The organism is Streptomyces sp. NPDC040718 (assembly GCF_055593565.1).
In genome coordinates this window covers 53,744-71,722 of record NZ_JBVIXO010000004.1, presented here as the reverse complement: position 1 = coordinate 71,722, position 17,979 = coordinate 53,744, and the positions used below count along the sequence as shown (strand labels likewise).

Annotated in this window: 15 protein-coding genes and 1 riboswitch; of the genes, 4 read left to right on the top strand and 11 right to left on the bottom strand. The window is 75.1% G+C overall.

Annotated features, from left to right (window positions below; genetic code table 11):
- Positions 1-17 precede the first annotated feature (17 nt).
- On the top strand, positions 18-965 hold the full coding sequence (locus ACZ597_RS11835; RefSeq protein WP_471328101.1) for an SCO1860 family LAETG-anchored protein: 948 nt from the start codon (positions 18-20) through the stop codon (positions 963-965).
- A 12-nt stretch (positions 966-977) separates the two neighbouring features.
- Here the strand turns inward: ACZ597_RS11835 and ACZ597_RS11830 are convergent, their stop codons facing one another.
- Both ACZ597_RS11830 and cobC read right to left on the bottom strand, forming a co-directional pair.
- The gene (locus ACZ597_RS11830; RefSeq protein ID WP_471328099.1) at positions 978-2,162 is read right to left on the bottom strand and encodes a CapA family protein; all 1,185 of its coding nucleotides are present in this window, start codon (positions 2,160-2,162) and stop codon (positions 978-980) included.
- Positions 2,163-2,458: 296 nt separating this feature from the next.
- The gene (cobC, locus tag ACZ597_RS11825; RefSeq protein WP_471328858.1) at positions 2,459-3,868 is read right to left on the bottom strand and encodes an Rv2231c family pyridoxal phosphate-dependent protein CobC; all 1,410 of its coding nucleotides are present in this window, start codon (positions 3,866-3,868) and stop codon (positions 2,459-2,461) included.
- Positions 3,869-3,987: 119 nt separating this feature from the next.
- Between cobC and ACZ597_RS11820 the strand changes: the two genes are divergently transcribed.
- Positions 3,988-4,743, top strand: coding sequence for a ZIP family metal transporter (locus ACZ597_RS11820; RefSeq protein WP_471328097.1), 756 nt, complete (start codon positions 3,988-3,990; stop codon positions 4,741-4,743).
- Positions 4,744-4,763: 20 nt separating this feature from the next.
- Here ACZ597_RS11820 and ACZ597_RS11815 read toward each other — a convergent pair whose 3' ends face one another.
- The 7 genes from ACZ597_RS11815 to ACZ597_RS11785 all read right to left on the bottom strand — a co-directional run bounded on the left by ACZ597_RS11815 (position 4,764) and on the right by ACZ597_RS11785 (position 13,414).
- A complete protein-coding gene (locus ACZ597_RS11815; protein ID WP_471328095.1) occupies positions 4,764-6,128 on the bottom strand; it encodes a cobyrinate a,c-diamide synthase in 1,365 nt (454 codons plus the stop codon).
- Between the two features lie 5 nt (positions 6,129-6,133).
- Positions 6,134-6,733 (bottom strand): cob(I)yrinic acid a,c-diamide adenosyltransferase, encoded by a 600-nt coding sequence (gene cobO / locus ACZ597_RS11810; RefSeq protein WP_352212342.1) that lies wholly within the window; start codon positions 6,731-6,733, stop codon positions 6,134-6,136.
- Positions 6,733-8,817, bottom strand: coding sequence for a putative cobaltochelatase (locus ACZ597_RS11805; protein ID WP_471328093.1), 2,085 nt, complete (start codon positions 8,815-8,817; stop codon positions 6,733-6,735). Before ACZ597_RS11805 ends, cobO begins: the two co-directional genes overlap by 1 nt.
- A 262-nt stretch (positions 8,818-9,079) precedes the next feature.
- Positions 9,080-10,600: a cobyric acid synthase gene (locus ACZ597_RS11800; protein WP_471328092.1), complete on the bottom strand. Its 1,521-nt coding sequence runs from the start codon at positions 10,598-10,600 to the stop codon at positions 9,080-9,082.
- A complete protein-coding gene (locus tag ACZ597_RS11795; protein ID WP_471328090.1) occupies positions 10,597-11,568 on the bottom strand; it encodes a cobalamin biosynthesis protein in 972 nt (323 codons plus the stop codon). Before ACZ597_RS11795 ends, ACZ597_RS11800 begins: the two co-directional genes overlap by 4 nt.
- Before the next feature lie 58 nt (positions 11,569-11,626).
- Positions 11,627-11,712, bottom strand: a riboswitch (cobalamin riboswitch).
- A gap of 159 nt (positions 11,713-11,871) precedes the next feature.
- Positions 11,872-12,093, bottom strand: coding sequence for a hypothetical protein (locus ACZ597_RS11790; RefSeq protein ID WP_007263389.1), 222 nt, complete (start codon positions 12,091-12,093; stop codon positions 11,872-11,874).
- Positions 12,094-12,121: 28 nt separating this feature from the next.
- Positions 12,122-13,414, bottom strand: coding sequence for an inorganic phosphate transporter (locus ACZ597_RS11785; RefSeq protein ID WP_471328088.1), 1,293 nt, complete (start codon positions 13,412-13,414; stop codon positions 12,122-12,124).
- Between the two features lie 343 nt (positions 13,415-13,757).
- Between ACZ597_RS11785 and ACZ597_RS11780 the strand changes: the two genes are divergently transcribed.
- Both ACZ597_RS11780 and ACZ597_RS11775 read left to right on the top strand, forming a co-directional pair.
- Positions 13,758-14,888 carry an alpha/beta hydrolase family protein gene (locus ACZ597_RS11780; protein WP_471328086.1) on the top strand — a complete coding sequence of 377 codons (1,131 nt, stop codon included), beginning with the start codon at positions 13,758-13,760 and terminating at the stop codon, positions 14,886-14,888.
- 140 nt (positions 14,889-15,028) lie between these two features.
- Positions 15,029-16,438, top strand: coding sequence for a hypothetical protein (locus ACZ597_RS11775; RefSeq protein ID WP_471328084.1), 1,410 nt, complete (start codon positions 15,029-15,031; stop codon positions 16,436-16,438).
- Between the two features lie 34 nt (positions 16,439-16,472).
- On the opposite strand, the gene ACZ597_RS11770 is transcribed toward ACZ597_RS11775, so the two are convergent.
- Both ACZ597_RS11770 and ypfJ read right to left on the bottom strand, forming a co-directional pair.
- A complete protein-coding gene (locus ACZ597_RS11770; protein WP_471328082.1) occupies positions 16,473-16,868 on the bottom strand; it encodes a VOC family protein in 396 nt (131 codons plus the stop codon).
- A 69-nt stretch (positions 16,869-16,937) separates the two neighbouring features.
- Positions 16,938-17,828 carry a KPN_02809 family neutral zinc metallopeptidase gene (gene ypfJ, locus ACZ597_RS11765; protein ID WP_471328080.1) on the bottom strand — a complete coding sequence of 297 codons (891 nt, stop codon included), beginning with the start codon at positions 17,826-17,828 and terminating at the stop codon, positions 16,938-16,940.
- Between the last annotated feature and the right edge of the window lie 151 nt (positions 17,829-17,979).

Below are 17,979 nucleotides of genomic sequence, written 5' to 3'. Positions count from 1 at the left end.
CCGGGGGTTCCACCATCTTGAACAGCAATACCTTCCGCATGCCCGCGGCCGTTCTGCTCGCCACGGGAGCGGTGGCCCTGCTCGCCGCGCCGCCCGCCCTCGCCACGGGCGGCGGGGCCGGGAGCGGGGGAACGTCCGGAGCCGTCGTCCTGCGGGCCGGACTGGACGTGGGCCTGCTCAACAAGGCCGTGCACGTCCCGCTGAAGGCCACCCTCAACGAGGTCACCGCCCCCGCCGCCGCCGAGAAGACGGCCCTCACCGTCACCCTCGACGGCGCCGAACAAGGCCAGCCCGTCAGCGTCCTGAAGGCCGACGTCGCCACCGCCAAGGCGACCGCCGACAAGAACACCGCCCAGGCCGAATCGAACCTCGCCCACGCCAAGGTGCACGTCCCCGGCCTGCCCCGGCTCTCCCTCATCGAGGTCGAGAAGGTCACCTCCAAGGCCGTCTGCGAAGCGGGCAAGAAGCCGGTCGCCACCTCGAACGTCCTCGGCACGGTCACCGCCCTCGGCAAGAAGGTCACCCTCACCGCCGGCGGCCCCGCCACCAAGATCGACGTCCCCGGCGTCGGATCCGTCTCCCTGGAGCTCTCCGGTACGCAGACCACCTCCACCACCGCGGCGGCGGCCGCGCTGCGCCTGAAGGTGTCGGTCAACCCGCTCGACCTGAACGTGGCCCAGGTCGACGGCGAGGTCGTACTGGCCGAAGCCCACTGCGAAGCCCCCAAGGGCGCCGCGCCCAGCCCCGCCGCCAAGCCGGAAGCCAGGCCCGACGCCAAGACTGACGCCAAGACCGACGCCAAGCCGCAGACCGCCGCCCAGACCACCACGCAGACCGCGACGCAGGCCAACCTCGCCGAGACCGGCGCCGGTTCGGCCACCCCGTACGTCGCCGGCGGCGCCCTCCTCCTGCTCGGCATCGGCGCGGGCGCCCTCGTCGTGACCCGGCGCGGCAGGGCCCAGTAGCCGCAGGACCCCTCAGCGGGTGGCGTGCTCCAGTCCCTGGCCCGAGGCGCCGCGCGAGGTGACGGCGGCCGTGACCTCCTTGTCGACCTTGGCGTAGTCGGCACGGTCCGGCGTACAGGAGGCGCAGACGACCCGGAACGGCGGCTTCATGTCCGAGAACTGGGTGAAGTACTCGGCCTTCACCACCTCCCAGCGGCCGCTGTTCCCCGCCGACGGGGCGAACGTGAACCGGGGGATCGAGGACATGTTGCCCCGCGCCTTCTCCGGTTCGTAGAAGCTCGCGACCTGATCGCCCATCCCGAACACCACCCAGGTGCCGTTGATCTTCTCGTAGGGCTGCGGCACGTGGTTGTGCGTACCGAGGATCAGATCGATGTCGGGGAGGCCGTCCGCCCCGCGCGAGGCGGTCAGCGCCTGCGCCAGGTCCTTCTGCTGCTGGTCGGGCGCCGTCTGCCATTCGGTGCCCCAGTGGACGCTGAGGAGGACGACGTTCGCCCCGGCGGCCCGGGCCGCGCGGGCGTCGGCGATGATCCGGCCCTGGTCGATCAGGTTGACGGCCCAGGGCTTGCCCGCCGGGACCGGTATGCCGTTCGTCCCGTACGTGTAGTCCAACTGGGCGATCTTCGCGCCGCCTGCCGAGAGCACGGCCGGTGCCTTGGCCTCGTCGGCGCTGCGCGCCGAGCCGACGTGCTTGAGACCGACCCGGTCGAGGTGGTCGAGGGTGCGGGTGAGGCCGTCGTAGCCGTCGTCGAGTGTGTGGTTCGAAGCGGTGGAACAGCTGTCGTACCCGGCGTCCTTGAGGGCGTCGGCCAGCTGGTGCGGGGCCTTGAAGGCGGGATATCCGGTGTAGGGGCCGCCGGGCCGGCCGTACGGTATCTCGTGGTGGCATATCGCCAGATCGGCGGCGGACACGATGGGCTTGACGCCCGCGAGTATCTTCCGGAAGTCGTACTCGCCGGCCTTGCCGCCGGCGTCGTCCGCCGCGCGCTGGATGATCGAGGGGTACGGGATGATGTCGCCGGTCGCCACCAGCGTGAACGGCGTCCCGGCCGGCCCCTTCGCCGTCCCGGGCTTCCCCTGCAACCGCTGCTCGGTGGCGTCCGCGCCACGGTCCATGATCCGGGGTACGGCGTAGACGCCCCCGCCGACCACGGCCAGCACGGCCACCCCGACCCCTATCCGCGCCGCCGTCCTCATGTGCCGCCCCCCGTTCGTCGTTTGCTCCAGCCATGTTAGGCGCGCGGCCCGGCCCCTGCGGCGGGTGGCCCGGTGGCGGGGCGGGGGACGGGGTTGCGCCGGGGCGGGGGCGGGACGCTGGGCGGGGCACCGGGGGCGGGGCACCGCCGGGAAACCCCCAAACCCTCTCTGATCCGGGCCCAGGGGCTACCGCCCCCCGCCCCCGCCCCCGCAGACGGAGGTGGGCAGCCGCCGACCCGGCCGCGCCCCTCTAGGGGGAGACGGCGGGCGCGAGCCGTGGAGCAGCGCCCCCGCCCCTACCGCGCGGCCAGCGCCAGGGCGTGGTCCAGGGCCTGGAGCAGCCGGCCCGTCGTGGCGCGGTCGCGGACCGCCAGGCGGAGCCAGTCGGCGTCCAGGCCCGGGAAGGTGTCCCCCCGGCGCACCGCGAAGCCCAGCGCGCGCAGGCGGGTGCGTACTTCCGCCGCGCCCGGGACGCGGACCAGGACGAACGGGCCCTCGGCCACCCCCGACACCGTGACTTCCTCGAACTCCGCGAGCCCCGCCAGCAGGTGCTCCCGGTCCACCGCGATCCGCCACGCGGCGGCCTCCGCCTCCGCCAGCGCCGCCGGCGAGACGCAGGCTTCCGCCGCCACCAGCGCCGGCGTCGACACCGGCCACAGCGGCTGTGCGGCGGCCAGCTTCGCGATGACCTCCGGCTCGGCCAGGACGTACCCGATGCGCAGCCCCGCCAGCCCCCACGTCTTCGTCAGGCTGCGGAGGACGACCAGCCCGGGGACGTCCGTCCGGCCGGCCAGCGCCTCCCGCTCACCCGGGACGGCGTCCATGAACGCCTCGTCCACCACCAGGGTCCGTCCCGGCCGGGCCAGCGACGCCAGGACCTCCGCCGGGTGCAGGACCGACGTCGGGTTGGTGGGGTTGCCGACCACCACCAGGTCGGCGTCCTCCGGCACGGCCGCCGGGTCCAGCCGGAAGCCGTCCTCGGGCCGCAGCAGCACCCGCTCCACCCGGTGCCCGGCGTCCCGCAGGGCCGCTTCCGGTTCGGTGAACTGCGGGTGCACCACGGCAGGCCGTACGGCACCCAGCGCCCGCGCGATCAGTACGAACGCCTCCGCCGCCCCCGCCGTCAGCAGCACCCGTTCGACCGGCAGCCCGTGCCGGACCGCCACCGCCGCCCGCGCCGCCCGTCCGTCGGGGTAGGCCGCCAGGTCGCCCAGGCAGGCCGCGATGCGCTCCTTGAGCCACTGCGGCGGCGTGTCGGAGCGTACGTTCACCGCGAGGTCCACCAGTGTGCCGCCGGCGTCCGCCACTTCCGCGTCCCCGTGGTGGCGCAGGTCGTGCTCCTCGGCGGTGGCCACCGCGCACGTCGCCGCCACCGACCGCCGCTTCGGCACGAGGAGTTCCCCGCCGCCCGCCAGGGCAGCCGCCTCCGCGACCGAAGCCGTGCCGGAGGCGTCCCGGACCGACGCCGAGGGGTGCGGTACCGGGATCAGCGCGAGCCGCTCCGCCGGATAGCCGACCAACGGCACGCCGAAACGTTCCGCCGCCCCCGCGATCCCCGGCTCCGCGGTCTTCGACTCCACCGTGGCCAGCGCCGCCACCGCCGCGGTGGCCAGCCCGGCCCCCCGCAGCGTCTCCTCGACCAGCGCGCAGACCTCCTCGACGGAGACCCCCGCGCGCCCGCCGACCCCGACCACCAGCCGCGTCACGTACTCGCCCACCGGGATCCCTCCTCCGTCCGTCGTCCGTCTCTCGTCGTCAACACGCTGCCGTCCGCCACCCGCGCGCGGAAGTGCGCACCCGGCCGCCAGTCGGTATCCAGGGGCACATGGCGGTGATCGTGGCGTTGGGCGCGTTCCTCATGACGCTGGCGGGCGGCTGGACGGCGCAACGCGTCACCGACCGCCGCCACCTGGTGCTCGGCCTGGCCGGCGGGCTGATGCTCGGCGTGGTCGGCCTCGACCTGCTGCCGGAGGCCATGCACGCCGCCGGCCAGGAGGTGTTCGGCGTCCCGATGGCCCTGCTGCTCTTCGTGGGCGGCTTCCTGGTCGCCCACGTGGTGGAGCGCCTCCTCGCCGTACGCCAGGCCGCGCACGGCGCCGCGAACAACGGCGGCCACGGCGGGCACGGCCACGGCGGCGGCCGAGTCCCGCAGGTCGGCCTCACCGCGGCAGCCGCGATGGTCGGCCACAGCGTCGCCGACGGAGTGGCCCTCGGCGCCGCCTTCCAGGTCGGCGGCGGCATGGGCGTGGCCGTGGCACTGGCCGTCATCACCCACGACTTCGCCGACGGGTTCAACACCTACACGCTCACCCGCCTCTACGGGAACGCCCGCCGCAAGGCCCTGCTGATGCTCTTCGCGGACGCCGTGGCCCCGGTCGTCGGCGCCGCGTCCACCCTGCTGTTCACCCTTCCGGAGGAACCCCTCGGGGCGTACCTCGGATTCTTCGGCGGCGCCCTGCTGTACCTGGCCGCCGCCGAGATCCTCCCCGAGGCGCACCACGAGCACCCCGCCCTGTCCACGCTGATGTGCACGGTGGGCGGGGTGGCCGGGATCTGGCTCGTGGTCGGCCTCGCGGACTGAGCGCCGGCCGGGGAGGCCGGTCACCGGTGCGCTGCCGCGGCTTCCGCGAAGCGCCGGGCGACCGAGGGCTGCGCCGCCCAGTGGGTGTGCAGGTAGCTCGCGTGCACGCCCTGCCGTACGAAGCCCTCGACGCGGCGTTCGGGATGCGTGAACCCCCACGCCGGCGCCGCCCCGGCGCCCGGCTCGACCACCGTCCGGTGGAACTCGTGCCCGCGCAGCCGCGTCCCCGCCGCGGCGAGCGAGCTGTCCGACACCGCGACCGCCTCGCGGTAGCCCAGCGTCAGCCGCTCCGACATCCGGGCGTCGGCGTCGAGGACCCCGCACATCGGCTTCCCGTCGAGGGACCGCGCCAGGTACAGCAGCCCCGCGCACTCGGCCGCCACCGGCCCGCCGGCCGCGGCGAAGTCCGCGACGGCCTTGCGGAGCGGCTCGTTCGCCGACAGCTCCGGGGCGTACACCTCGGGGAACCCGCCGCCTATCACCAGACCGGTGGCGCCCTCGGGGAGCGCCTCGTCCCGGAGCGGGTCGAAGGCGGCCACTTCGGCGCCGGCGGCCGTCAGCAGCTCCGCGTGCTCGGCGTACGAGAACGTGAACGCCGCCCCGCCGGCGACGGCGACGACGGGCCGCCGCCCCCCGACGGCCGGCACGGCCGACACGGCGTCCTCCGGCGACCACGCCGCGCAGTCCAGCGGCGGAGCCGTCCGGGCCAGCGCCATCAGCGCGTCCAGGTCGCAGCCGGCCCGCACCTGCTCGGCCAGCGCCGCCACCGCCGCGACCGCGTCGGCCCGCCGCTCGGCGACCGGGACCAGGCCCAGGTGCCGGGACGGCGTCGCCACCTGCGGGGCCCGCCGCATGACACCGAGGACCGGCATCCCGGCCTCCTCCAGGGCCTCCCGGAGCATCACCTCGTGCCGGTCGGAGCCCACCTTGTTGAGGATCACCCCGCCGAGCCGCACCTGCGGGTCGAACGAGGCGAAGCCGTGCACCAGCGCCGCCACCGACCGGGACTGCGAGGAGGCGTCCACCACCAGCACCACCGGCGCCCGCAGCAGCTTCGCCACCTGCGCCGTCGAGGCCAGCTCGCCCCGCCCCGCGGCACCGTCGTAGAGCCCCATCACGCCCTCGACCACGGCGAGGTCGCACCCGGCGGAGCCGTGCGCGAACAGCGGGCCGACCAGCTCCGGCCCGCACATGAAGGCGTCCAGGTTGCGGCCCGGCCGGCCCGTGGCCAGCGCGTGGTAGCCGGGGTCGATGTAGTCGGGCCCGGCCTTGTGCGGGGACACGGCGAGGCCGCGCTCCGCGAAGGCAGCCATCAGGCCCGTCGCCACGGTGGTCTTGCCGCTGCCGGAGGACGGCGCGGCGATGACCAGCCGGGGCACGTTCACGGACGTCACCACTCGATGCCCTTCTGGCCCTTCTGGCCGGCGTCCATGGGGTGCTTGACCTTGGTCATCTCGGTGACCAGGTCCGCGAACTCGACCAGCTTCTCCGGGGCGTTGCGGCCGGTGATGACCACGTGCTGGGTGCCGGGGCGGTTGCGCAGGACCTCGATCACCTCGTCCACGTCGATCCAGCCCCAGTGCATCGGGTAGGCGAACTCGTCGAGCACGTAGAGCCGGTGCGTCTCGGCGGCCAGGTCGCGCTTGACCTGCTCCCAGCCCTCCTTGGCGGCCTGCTCGTTGTCGAGCTGCGCGTCCCGCTGGACCCAGGACCAGCCCTCGCCCATCTTGTGCCAGACGACGGACCCGCCCTCGCCCGAGGCGCCGAGCACCTTGAGCGCGTTCTCCTCGCCGACCTTCCACTTCGCCGACTTGACGAACTGGAACACCCCGATCGGCCAGCCCTGGTTCCAGGCGCGCAGCGCCAGGCCGAACGCGGCCGTCGACTTGCCCTTGCCCGGCCCGGTGTGCACGAAGACGAGCGGACGGTTGCGGCGCTGACGCGTCGTGAGCCCGTCGTCCGGAACGACGGTCGGCTGTCCCTGCGGCATTACGCGGCCCTCCTGGGGGTTTCGTGGGTCACTGCGGTACGTACGTTCTTCACGAGCCCGGCCAGCGAGTCGGCCCGCAGCCCGTCGAGGGTCACGGCGGGCGCGCCCAGGTCGGCGGCCAGCACCCCCGCCAGCCCCAGCCGGACCGGCCCGGACTCGCAGTCCACCACCACCGAGGTGATCCCCTCGGCGGCCAGCAGCCGGGCGCTGCGCCCCGACAGCTCGCGCGGGTCACCGCCGACGGCCCCGGCCGAGGTGGCCCGCCCGTCGGTGACGACCACCAGCAGCGGGCGGCGCGAGGGGTCCCGCAGCCGCTCGATCCGCAACACCTCGTGGGCCTTGAGCAGGCCCGGTCCGAGGGGGGTGCGGCCGCCGGTCGGCAGCTTCTCCAGCCGGGCGGCGGCCGCGTCCACCGAGGAGGTGGGCGGCAGCGCCAGTTCGGCGTCCGCGCCGCGGAAGGTGATCAGGCCGACCTTGTCCCGGCGCTGGTAGGCGTCCAGGAGCAGCGACAGCACCGCGCCCTTGACGGCGCCCATCCGCTGCCGGGCGGCCATCGATCCCGAGGCGTCGACGCAGAACAGCACGAGGTTGCCCTCGCGGCCCTCCCGGGTCGCCTGGCGCAGGTCGTCCCGGCGCACGACGAGGCCGCGCCCGGCGCGCCCGCGGGCCTTCTGGTGCGGGGCGGCGGCGTGCACGGTGGCCGCCAGGTGCAGCTTCGTGAGCTGCCCCCGGGGGCGCTGGGCGCCGGTGGTGCGGCCGTGCGCGGTACGGGCACGGGAACGCCGCCCGGCCGCGCCCTCGCCGAGGCCGGGCACGCTGAGCATCTTGGTGCGGAACGGCTCGGCGGCTCCCACGGCGGCCTGCTCGGCCCCGCCGGCCCCGCCCTGCGGGGCGGAGGGCTGCGGCTCGGGGGCCTCCGCGGCCTCCGGCTCGGGGGCCTCCTGCGGCGTGTCCGGCGCGTGTCCGGTCTCGGGCCCGCCGGCCTGCGGGGGCACCCCGCCGCCGTCCCCGTCGGGGCCGCCGCCGTCACCGTCGCCGTCGTCCGGGCCCTCGGGCTCGGGCTCCGGCTCCTCGTCGGGGAAGCCGTTCAGGATCTCGTCGAGCTTGTCCTCGTCCAGGCCGGGCGCGTCGAACGGGTTGCGCCGGCGCCGGTGGGGGAGGGCCAGCAGGGCGGCCTGCCGGACGTCCTCCTTGAGCACGGAGGTCCGCCCGGCCCAGGCGGCCAGCGCGGTCGCCGTACGGGCCATCACGATGTCGGCGCGCATGCCGTCGACCTCGAACCCGGCACAGGTGGCGGCGATCTGCAGCAGCGCGGTGTCCCCGAGCCGGACCTGCGGGAGCAGCGCCCGCGCGGCCACGACCCGTGCCCGCACCTCGCTCTCGTCCCCGGCCCAGCGCGCGGCGAAGCCCGACGGGTCGTCCTCGTACGCGAGCCGGCGGCGCACCACCTCGACGCGCTGGGCGGGCTCGCGGGAGGCCGCGACCTCGACGGTCAGCCCGAACCGGTCCAGCAGCTGCGGGCGCAGCTCGCCCTCCTCGGGATTCATCGTGCCGACGAGGAGGAACCGGGCCGCGTGGCGCACGGAGACGCCCTCGCGCTCCACGTACGAGGCGCCCATCGCGGCGGCGTCGAGGAGCAGGTCGATGAGGTGGTCGTGGAGCAGGTTGACCTCGTCGACGTACAGGATCCCGCGGTGCGCGTCGGCGAGCAGGCCGGGCTCGAAGGCCTTCACGCCCTCGGCGAGGGCGCGCTCGATGTCGAGGGCGCCGACGAGGCGGTCCTCGGAGGCGCCGACGGGCAGTTCGACCATGCGGGCGGGGCGGCCGGTGCCGGGGCCGGGCTCGTGCGGGCCGTCCGGGCAGGCCGGGTCGGGCGCGGCCGGCGCGCACGAGAACCGGCAGCCGGGGACGACGTCCACCTGGGGCAGCAGCGCGGACAGCGCGCGCACGGCGGTGGACTTGGCGGTCCCCTTCTCGCCGCGCACGAGCACGCCGCCGACCGCCGGGCTCACGGCGTTGAGCAGGAGCGCCAGCCGCAGGTCGGTCTGGCCGACCACTGCGGTGAACGGGTAGGGCGTGCTCATGGGTTGCTCACTCCTCCTGTACGGGTGCGGTTGCGCTGGCTGTTGCGGGTGGGGGCCGGGGGGCCGGGGGTGCCGCTGCGCGGAGCCGCTCCCCGCCCCGCCCTTTCTCCGTTTCCCGGGGCTCCGCCCCAGACCCCGCGCCTCAGACGCCGGCGAGGCTGAAGATCCGGCCCGTCCGGCGTTCGAGGACCGGGGGCAGGGGCGGAGCCCCCGGGAACGGTGGAGGGGCGCGTAGGGGAAGAGCCCCGCGGGGCCGGGGCCCTCATGGGGCGCCCGGGGGGAGGAACGGGAGGCCCGCGGGGGCGCCGCCCTCGATCAGGCGCAGCAGGGCATCGGTGTCCGCGTGTTCGGCGATCAGGTCGCCCAGCAGGTCCAGCTGCTCCTCCCGCAGGGAGGCGAACGACGTGTCCGGCGCCGGAACGAAGCGGCGGCCCGCAGCGGCGGCCACCTCCCGGAGGAACGCGCGGCGGAAGCCGTCCGACTCCAGCGAGCCGTGCCAGTGGGTGCCCCACACGGATCCGACCCGGCAGCCGTCCAGGAACGGCTCGCCGCCCAGCACCTCGGCCACCCCGTGGTGGATCTCGTAGCCCGAGACCTCCTCGCCCAGCGCCGTGCCCACCGGCCGGGCCAGGGTCTTCTCGACGGCGAACCGCACCCGCACCGGCAGCAGCCCGAGGCCCGCCACCGATCCGGCCTTCGACTCGACCTCGTCCTCGATGTGCTCGCCGAGCGCCTGGAAGCCGCCGCAGATGCCCAGCACCGGCCGCCCCTCGGCGGCCCGCCGCGCCAGCGCGTCGGCGAGTCCCCGCTCCCGGAGCCACTCCAGCGCCTTCACCGTGCCGCGGGTGCCCGGTACGACGACCAGGTCGGCGTCGGCCAGCTCCTCGGCCCGGTCCACGAACCGCACGACCACGCCCGGTTCGGCCGCCAGCGCGTCGACGTCGGTGAAGTTCGACATCAGCGGCACCGCGCACACCGCGACCCGCAGCACGTCCTCGCCGACCGGCGGGGCGACCACGGACTCGCGCACCGTGCCCCGCAGGGAGACCCGCAGGCCGTCCTCCTCGTCGATGCCCAGCCCGTGCCGGAAGGGCAGCACCCCGTACGTCGCCCGTCCCGTCAGGCCGCGCAGCATCTCCATGCCGGGCTCCAGCAGGGACACGTCGCCGCGGAACTTGTTGACCATGTACCCGGCGACCAGCGACTGGTCCTCGGGGGACAGCAGCGCCGTCGTCCCGAAGAAGGAGGCGAACACCCCGCCCCGGTCGATGTCGCCGACCACGACCACCGGGAACCGCGCGGCCCGCGCGATGCCCATGTTCACGATGTCGGTCCGGCGCAGGTTGATCTCGGCCGGACTGCCCGCCCCCTCGCAGATCACGGCGTCATACGTGCCCCGCAGCTGCTCCAGGCAGTCCGTGACGATGCCGAGGAGCTGCTCCTGGCGGCCGCCGTGGTAGCCGCGGGCGCTCATCTCGCCGACCGGCTTGCCCAGCAGCACCACCTGGCTGCTGCGGTCGCTGCCGGGCTTGAGCAGGACCGGGTTCATCAGCGCGGTCGGCTCCACCCGGGCCGCCTGGGCCTGCATGGCCTGGGCGCGGCCGATCTCGGCGCCCTCGCGGGTCACGAACGAGTTCAGCGACATGTTCTGGGCCTTGAACGGGGCCACCTTCACGCCCTGGCGGGCCAGCCAGCGGCAGATGCCCGCCGTGACGACGCTCTTGCCCGCGTCGGAGGTCGTACCCGCGACCAGCAGTCCGCCGCCGCGCCTCGTACCGCTCATGCCCGTCCCCGTCCCCTCTTGGTCCTCGCCGTCTTCGCCACGGCGCACCGGACGGCCACGCAGGCTCCGAGCGCCAGCCAGGTCACCCGCCGCGACAGCCGTACCGCCCGTTCGATGTCGGCGACCTCCACCGGCCGCCCCCGCTCCCCGTTCAGCACCGCCCGGTGTTCGACCCGGCCGCCGTAGGAGAGGGTCCCGCCCAGCCGGACGCCGAGGGCACCGGCGAAGGAGGCCTCGACCGGGCCGGCGTTGGGGCTGGGGTGGGCGGCGGCGTCGGCGCGCCAGGCCCGTACGGCTCCCCTCCGGTCGGGACCGGCGGCCACGGCGGCGAGCGCCGTCAGCCTGCCCCCGGGCCAGCCGGCCAGGTCGTCGAGGCGGGCGGAGGCCCAGCCGTAGCGCAGGTAGCGGGGCGACTTGTGGCCGACCATCGCGTCCAGGGTGTTCACGGCGCGGAAGGCCAGCAGCCCGGGGACCCCGGCGACGGCGCCCCACACCAGGGCCCCGACGACCGCGTCGGAGGTGTTCTCGGCGACGGATTCCACGACGGCCCGCGCCATCTGCTGCTCGTCCAGCGCCTGGGGGTCGCGCCCGCACAGGTGCGGGAGCCGTTCCCGGGCGACCTCCGCGTCCCCGGCGGCGAGCGCCCCGCCGATGGCGCGGGCCTCCCGGCCGAGGGAGGTGCCGCCGACGACGGCCCAGGTGGCGGCGGCGGTCAGGGCGATACGGGCGGCCGCGGGCCGGGAGCGCACGGCGCGCGCGCCCAGCGCGCCGGCGGCGGCGGCGCCGCCCGCGCAGATGAGGGTGTGCAGGAGGCCGCGGGCGCGGTCGTCGCGCCACAGGGCGCCCTCGACTGCGGCGGCGGCTCGTCCGAAGGCGGCCACGGGGTGCCCCCGGCGCGGATCCCCGAGGATCCGGTCGCCGATCAGCCCCGCCGTGGCGCCGTACGCGAAGACGCGGTCGGCACGCATGGTGGCAGGTATGTCCTCACTCAGGGTCCGCGCCCTGGTTCGACGTGTCCGGCGGCGAGAGTTCCTGGCTCCCGGGGCGCACGCGCCGCGTGCGCTCCCCGGTGACAGTGGCGGGACCGCGCCGGATTCGCACCGGACTTCCTCTCCATGCCGCCGTATTGGCTCGGGCAGTCCACCACGCACCGCGAACGCCCGTCAACTCGCCGTTGACCTGGTGGGACGGACGGCGGAGGAGGGGCGCGGGTGCGCGAAAGCCCCCTCCGGGGAGTCCCGGAGGGAGCTTTCGCACGCGGTGCGGCGGTGTCAGCTGACGATCAGGTAGATCCCGTAGGCCACGGCCGCCGCGCAGAGCGCGAAGCAGGCGTAGGCGCCGCTGCGGGCCAGGGTCGCGGCCCCGCCCTGCTCGGTGGCGGCCTCGTGCTTGGAGAGGCCCACCAGGCCCAGGGTGAAGAGGGCCACGAGGGCGACGGTGGCGGAGAGGCTGACCCCGAAGACGGAGCCGAGTGCTGCCCAGTCGATCTTCATACTGCCGTTTCCTCTGTCGTTCTCGGGGTCAGACCGCGGCGGCCGGGGCCGCGGGGGTCTGCGGGGTGGCAGGGGCGGCCGGGTTGGCCGTCGCGGCCGGGATGGTGGCCTTGAGGTCCTCGTCCGTGACCGCGGCGGTGGTGCCCGCGACCGGCGGGACCACGACGGCGGCCATGGCGGTGGTGACCACGCCGGGCTCCTCGGCCTCGGTGGAGGCGGTGCCGGTCTCGTTGACGTTGGTGTGGTCGACGACCTGGCGGCGGGAGATCAGCCAGATGGCTGCGCAGGAGGCGACCAGGAAGACCGTGACGGCGGCGACGCCGACGTCACCGGTGCGCATGACCAGCTCGGCGCCGGAGGCGACGAGGGCGGCGGCCGGCAGGGTCAGACCCCACGCGACGAACATGCGGGTGGCGGTGGACCAGCGGACCACGCCGCCCTTGCGGCCCAGGCCCGCGCCCATGACGGCACCGGAGCAGGCGTGCGTGGTGGAGAGGGAGAAGCCGAGGTTGGACGAGGCCAGGATGACGCTGGCGGCCGAGGTCTGGGCGGCGAAGCCCTGCTGCGGCTGCAGGTCGGTCAGGCCGGAGCCCATGGTGCGGATGATGCGCCAGCCGCCCAGGTAGGTGCCCAGCGCGATGGCCAGACCGGCGGAGACGATGACCCAGACCGGCGGGTTGGAGCCGGGCGCGAGCGCGCCGCCGGCGACCAGGGCCAGGGTGATGATGCCCATCGTCTTCTGCGCGTCGTTGGTGCCGTGCGCGAGGGAGACCAGGCCGGCGGAGGCGATCTGACCGGCCTTGTAGCCCTTGGCGGAGGTCTTCTCGCCGATCTTGCCGTTCAGCTTGTACGTGACCTTCGTGGCCAGCATCGCGGCCACACCCGCCACGATCGGAGCGGCGACGGCGGGGAGGAGCACCTTGGTGACGAGCGTGTCGCCGTTGACGGCGCCGAGGCCGGCGGAGGCGACGGCCGCACCGACCAGGCCGCCCATCAGGGCGTGCGAGGAGCTGGAGGGGAGTCCGACCAGCCAGGTGACGAGGTTCCAGAGGATCGCGCCGACCAGGGCGGCGAAGATGACCTCCGGCTGAATGCCCTCCTCGTTGACCAGGCCCTTGGAGATCGTCTTGGCGACCTCCACGGACATGAACGCGCCGACGAGGTTGAGCACGGCGGACATGGCCACCGCCGTCTTGGGCTTGAGGGCGCCGGTCGAGATGGTGGTGGCCATCGCGTTGGCTGTGTCGTGGAAACCGTTCGTGAAGTCGAACACGAGAGCGGTGATGATCACGATCCCGAGGAGAAGCGTTATGTGCTCCATTTACCCAGGCTTCTGTTTGGCGTCAGTGGCACGGCGACCGTAGGCAACCTGGGTGAACGGAAGATGAACTGACTCGGGCGACACGGTGTCCCCACGCGCCACACGATCGGGTCATTCGTCCTGATTCTGTCGTAGCCATCCCGGTTCATGCACGTCAAAGCCGGGTGAACGGCCCCTTCCGGCGGGTCCCGGCGCCGCGCGGACGCCCCCCTCCCGGACCCGGAAAGAGAGCTAGATCACTCCACTCGGAACCGCCTCGTCCGCCGCTCGTCCGCCGCCCGCGCCACCCGGGGAACGATCTCCTCCGGTGGCCCCTCCGCCCCCGCGCGCCGAGACTGGAACGGTGCGTACCGCCACAGCGACGGCAGCGGCCGTCACCACGACCCTGATCGGCGCCGGAGCGGCCGCGGTCGCGGCCGGCCGGTACGCCGCCGACGCGGCCCTGCGGCCCGAACCGGGCCGCCCGCTGCCCGGCGGCCCGCGCCTCAGCGTGCACGCCACCGCCCCCGGCCGGGTGTTCCTCACCCGCTCGCTGGCCTCCCTGCGCCCCGGCCTGTACGGCCTGGAGGCGCCCGGGGTGCACGCCGTGGTCGGCTCCGTCCTCACCGGCGTCCCGCACGGCCCGGACACCGTCGTGCGCCGGCTCCTCTCCGTCAGCCACGGCGAGCTGACCTCCGGCCTGCGGGTCGCCCTCACCCCCCAGGTGCACCGGGGCAACCCGCGCTCCGCCCTCGGGCTGGACCACGCCGACGTGGACGTCCCCGGCGAGCTCGGCCCGCTCCCGGCCTGGTTCCTGCCCGGCGCCCGGGGCACGTGGGTGATCACCGTCCACGGGCTCGGCACCGGCCGGGAGCACCCGATGGCCGTCATGCCCTTCCTGCACCGCCACCGCCTCCCGGTGCTCGACCTCGGCTACCGGGGCGACATCGGCGCCCCCGCCTCCCCGGACGGCCTCGGCCACCTCGGCGAGTCCGAGTGGCGGGACCTGGACGCCGCCATCCGCTACGCCGTGCGCTACGGGGCCCGCCGCGTGGTCCTGTACGGCTGGTCCACCGGGGCCGCCATGGCCCTGCGCGCCCTGGAGCGCTCCGCCCTGGCCGGCCGGGTCTCCGGGCTGGTGCTGGACTCGCCGGTGCTGGACTGGCACACCACCCTGCGGGCCCTGGCCGCCGCCCGCGGCACCCCGGCCCCGCTGCTCCCGCTCGCCGTCCGGGCCGCCGAGGGCCGCGCCGGGCTGCGTGCCGACCACCTCGCGCCGGGAGCCGACCCCGGCGGGCTGCGCGTGCCCGTCCTGATCTTCCACGGGCCCGCCGACACGATGGCCCCCTGGGGGCCGTCCCGCCGGCTCGCCGCCGCCCGGCCCGACCTGGTCACCCTGCACACCGTGATGGACGCCGGGCACGGGGCGATGTGGAACGCCGACCCGCTGCGCTACGAGGAGGCGCTGCGCCGCTTCCTGACCCCTCTCATGTGACGTGTGATGTGGCGCCCGGGTGAAGGGCCTGTGGCGGACGGGACCCGGTGGGGGATTCATCCCGGTTCATCCACCCCGTGACCTGTGGAAATGACCGGTTCCGTTTGGGCTTTCGGCCAGTGACGGGCGAGACTGCTTCCGTGACGTCCCGAAAGCCTGATGAGCAGTTGGCTCGCGACTCCAGACTCCGACTCGTCTCCCAGCGTTCCGTCGCCACGGCGCGCAAGGCGGTGACCGACCGCCGAACCCGGCCGGCCCCCCGGCCCCCGGCGGGCACCCCCGCCACGGCGGACCTGGCGAACCGCGCCCGCGCCTCGCTCGCCGACGCGGTACGGCTGGCCCGCTGGGCCGAGCTGAACCTCGGCGCGCGCGACGGCGGCCGCCCCGCGCCCTCGGGCGCACTGCCCGCCGTCGACGTCGAACGGGCCGCCGCGGAACTGGGCCTGACGCACGGGCAGATCCGCGTCGGCTGGGACCGCGCCCGCCTCTCCGGCCTCGTCGAGGTGCACGGCGGACACGCCCGCCCCGGCTGGCGGCTGCGCGCCTGGGGCCGTGACGACACCGCCGTGCTGCGCGGCTGGGTCGCCCTCTTCGACGCCTGGTCCCTCGTCCACCCTGCCCCCGCGGACATCGCCCCCTCGGCCGTCGCCGAGGTGGTCGAGGCCATGCCGCAGCTGCTGTCGCTGCTCCAGCTGTCCGCCGGCCCGGTGACCGTCCCCGACCTCCTGGACCTCCTCGGCCAGCGGGTCACCGAGCTGCGCGACGAGCGCTGCGAGGTCCCCTACGGCCCCGAGCCCGCCTCCGGCTCCACCGCCGAACCCCGGCCCCTCCCGCTCGCCCGCCTGCTGCGCTGGGCCCTGGGCGGACTCGCCGCCGTGGACGCCGTCACCCTCGGCCCCGCCCGCGCCACCCTCACCCCCCTCGGCAGCTGGGCCGTGTGGGTGAAGCTGGAGCAGATCTGCGTGGCCGCACAGAGCCCGGCCGGCAACATCGAGCAGTCCGCCGCCGCCATGCTGCACGGCTGCGCCCGGCTCACCCCCGGACCGGCCCGCGCCGAGTACCAGGCCTGGCTCGCCGCCCGGCCCGTCGGCCACGCCGTCAGCGAGCTCCTGCACGCCGCCCAGGGCGAGGACGCCCTGCTGCGCGGCCTGGCCTTCGAGGCCCTGCGGGTGGTCGGCGCCCCCGCCGAGCGGGAGGTCCGCGCGGCCCTGCGCGAGCCCGCGCTGCGGCCGTACGCCCTCCTCTGGCTCGCCGAGCACGACGGGGTGGACCCCGACGACGCCCAGGACGTGCTCACCCCCGAGGAGTCGACCTGGCTGTGGGTGGACACGGCCGCGGCCATCGCCGACCACGGCGAGGCCGACCTGCTCGCCCGGCACCTCGACTCCGCCGTCCGCACCACCGTCCCCCGGCTGCTGGACGAGGTCCGCGCGGTCGGCCACCCCCGCACGGTGCAGGTACTGGTCGCCCTGGCAGCCGCCCACCCCGACCCGGCCCTCGCCAAGGCGGTCCGCCGGGCCGCCTTCCAGGTCCACACCGGCGGCGGCTGACCGCCCGCCCGTACGCGCGGACGCGCCGCAGCGCTCACAGCTGCGGCGCGTACGTCCCGAAGCTCCAGACGTTGCCCTCGGCGTCCCGCGCCATGTAGTCCCGGGACCCGTAGTCCTGGTCGGTGGGCTCCATCAGGATCTCGACGCCGTGCTCGGCGGCTCGCCTGTGATGGGCGTCCACGTCGTCGACCACGACGTAGACCGCGGCCGGGCCCGCCGCGTCCATGGCCTTGTCGAAGACCCCGCCGCGCCCCTTGCTGCCCAGCATCACCGCGCCGTTCCCGTACGCCAGCTCCGCGTGCATCACCGAGCCGTCGTCGCCCTCGTAGACCGCGACCTGGGTGAACCCGAACGCCTCGGTGAGCTGCTGGATCGCTCCCTTCGCGTCGCGGTAGAGCAGCGCGGGGTAGATGGACGGAACGCCTGCCATGACGATCACTCCCTCTCGTGACGGTGGCCCAAGTGACCCGCGTCACAGCATGGCAGGCGCCGTCGACGGTCAGCGGAAGGTGTTGCACTGGGCCATGTCGCCCGTGCGGTAGCCCTGGTAGAACCACTGCTGGCGCTGCTCGGCCGAGCCGTGCGTCCAGGACTCCGGGGTGACCCGGCCCTGGAACTTCTCCTGGATCCGGTCGTCGCCGACCGCCGCCGCCGCGTCCAGCCCGTCCCGGATGTCCTGGTCGGTGAGGCTGGTGATCAGCGGCCGCCCCGTGGACTCGTCCGGGGTCCTCGTCGCGTTGTGCGCCCACACCCCCGCGTAGCAGTCGGCCTGGAGCTCGACCTTCACCGCGTTGCTGTTCGCGCCCTGCTGCCCGTCCTGGGCCCGCTGGAGCGTCCCGGTCAGGTTCTGGATGTGGTGGCCGTACTCGTGGGCGACCACGTAGGCCTGGGCGAAGGGTCCGCCGCTCGCCCCGAACTTCGTCCGCAGCTCGTCGAAGAAGCCCAGGTCCAGGTAGACCTGCCGGTCGCCGGGGCAGTAGAACGGCCCGACCGCCGAGGTGGCCGTTCCGCAGGCGGTGTTCACCCGGCCGGTGAAGAAGACCGTGGACGCCGGGCGGTAGGCGCCGCCGCGCTTCTGGAACTCCTGCCTCCAGAAGTCCTGGGTGCTGTTGACCACCGCGACCAGCCGGCAGTCCTCGCGCGTGTTGGCGTCCTGCCCGGTCTTGCACGACTGCTGCACCTGTGCGGCCGAGGAGGAGGTCGCGACCGGCTCCGGACTGCCGTCCGACAGCCCCAGCTGCTCCGGGCCCACCCCGAAGAGCAGCCCCAGCACCAGCGCGATCAGGCCGACGAGCCCACCGCCGATGGTGGCCCTGCCACCCGGGACACGGCTGCCGCGCACGTCCTTGACCTCGGACGTGTCCAGATTGGCGTTGTCGTCGAACTGCATCCCGCACCGCCCATATCGGTGAGACCGGAGGGGCCGCCTGCCGCCCCTGCGGCGAGTATCAACCTCTTCATCCTGATACGCGCCCGGGCGGCCCCGCGTGGCCCGTGCGCCGAACGGGGGACGGGAGGCCCCGAAAAGTGGTTGCGCACCC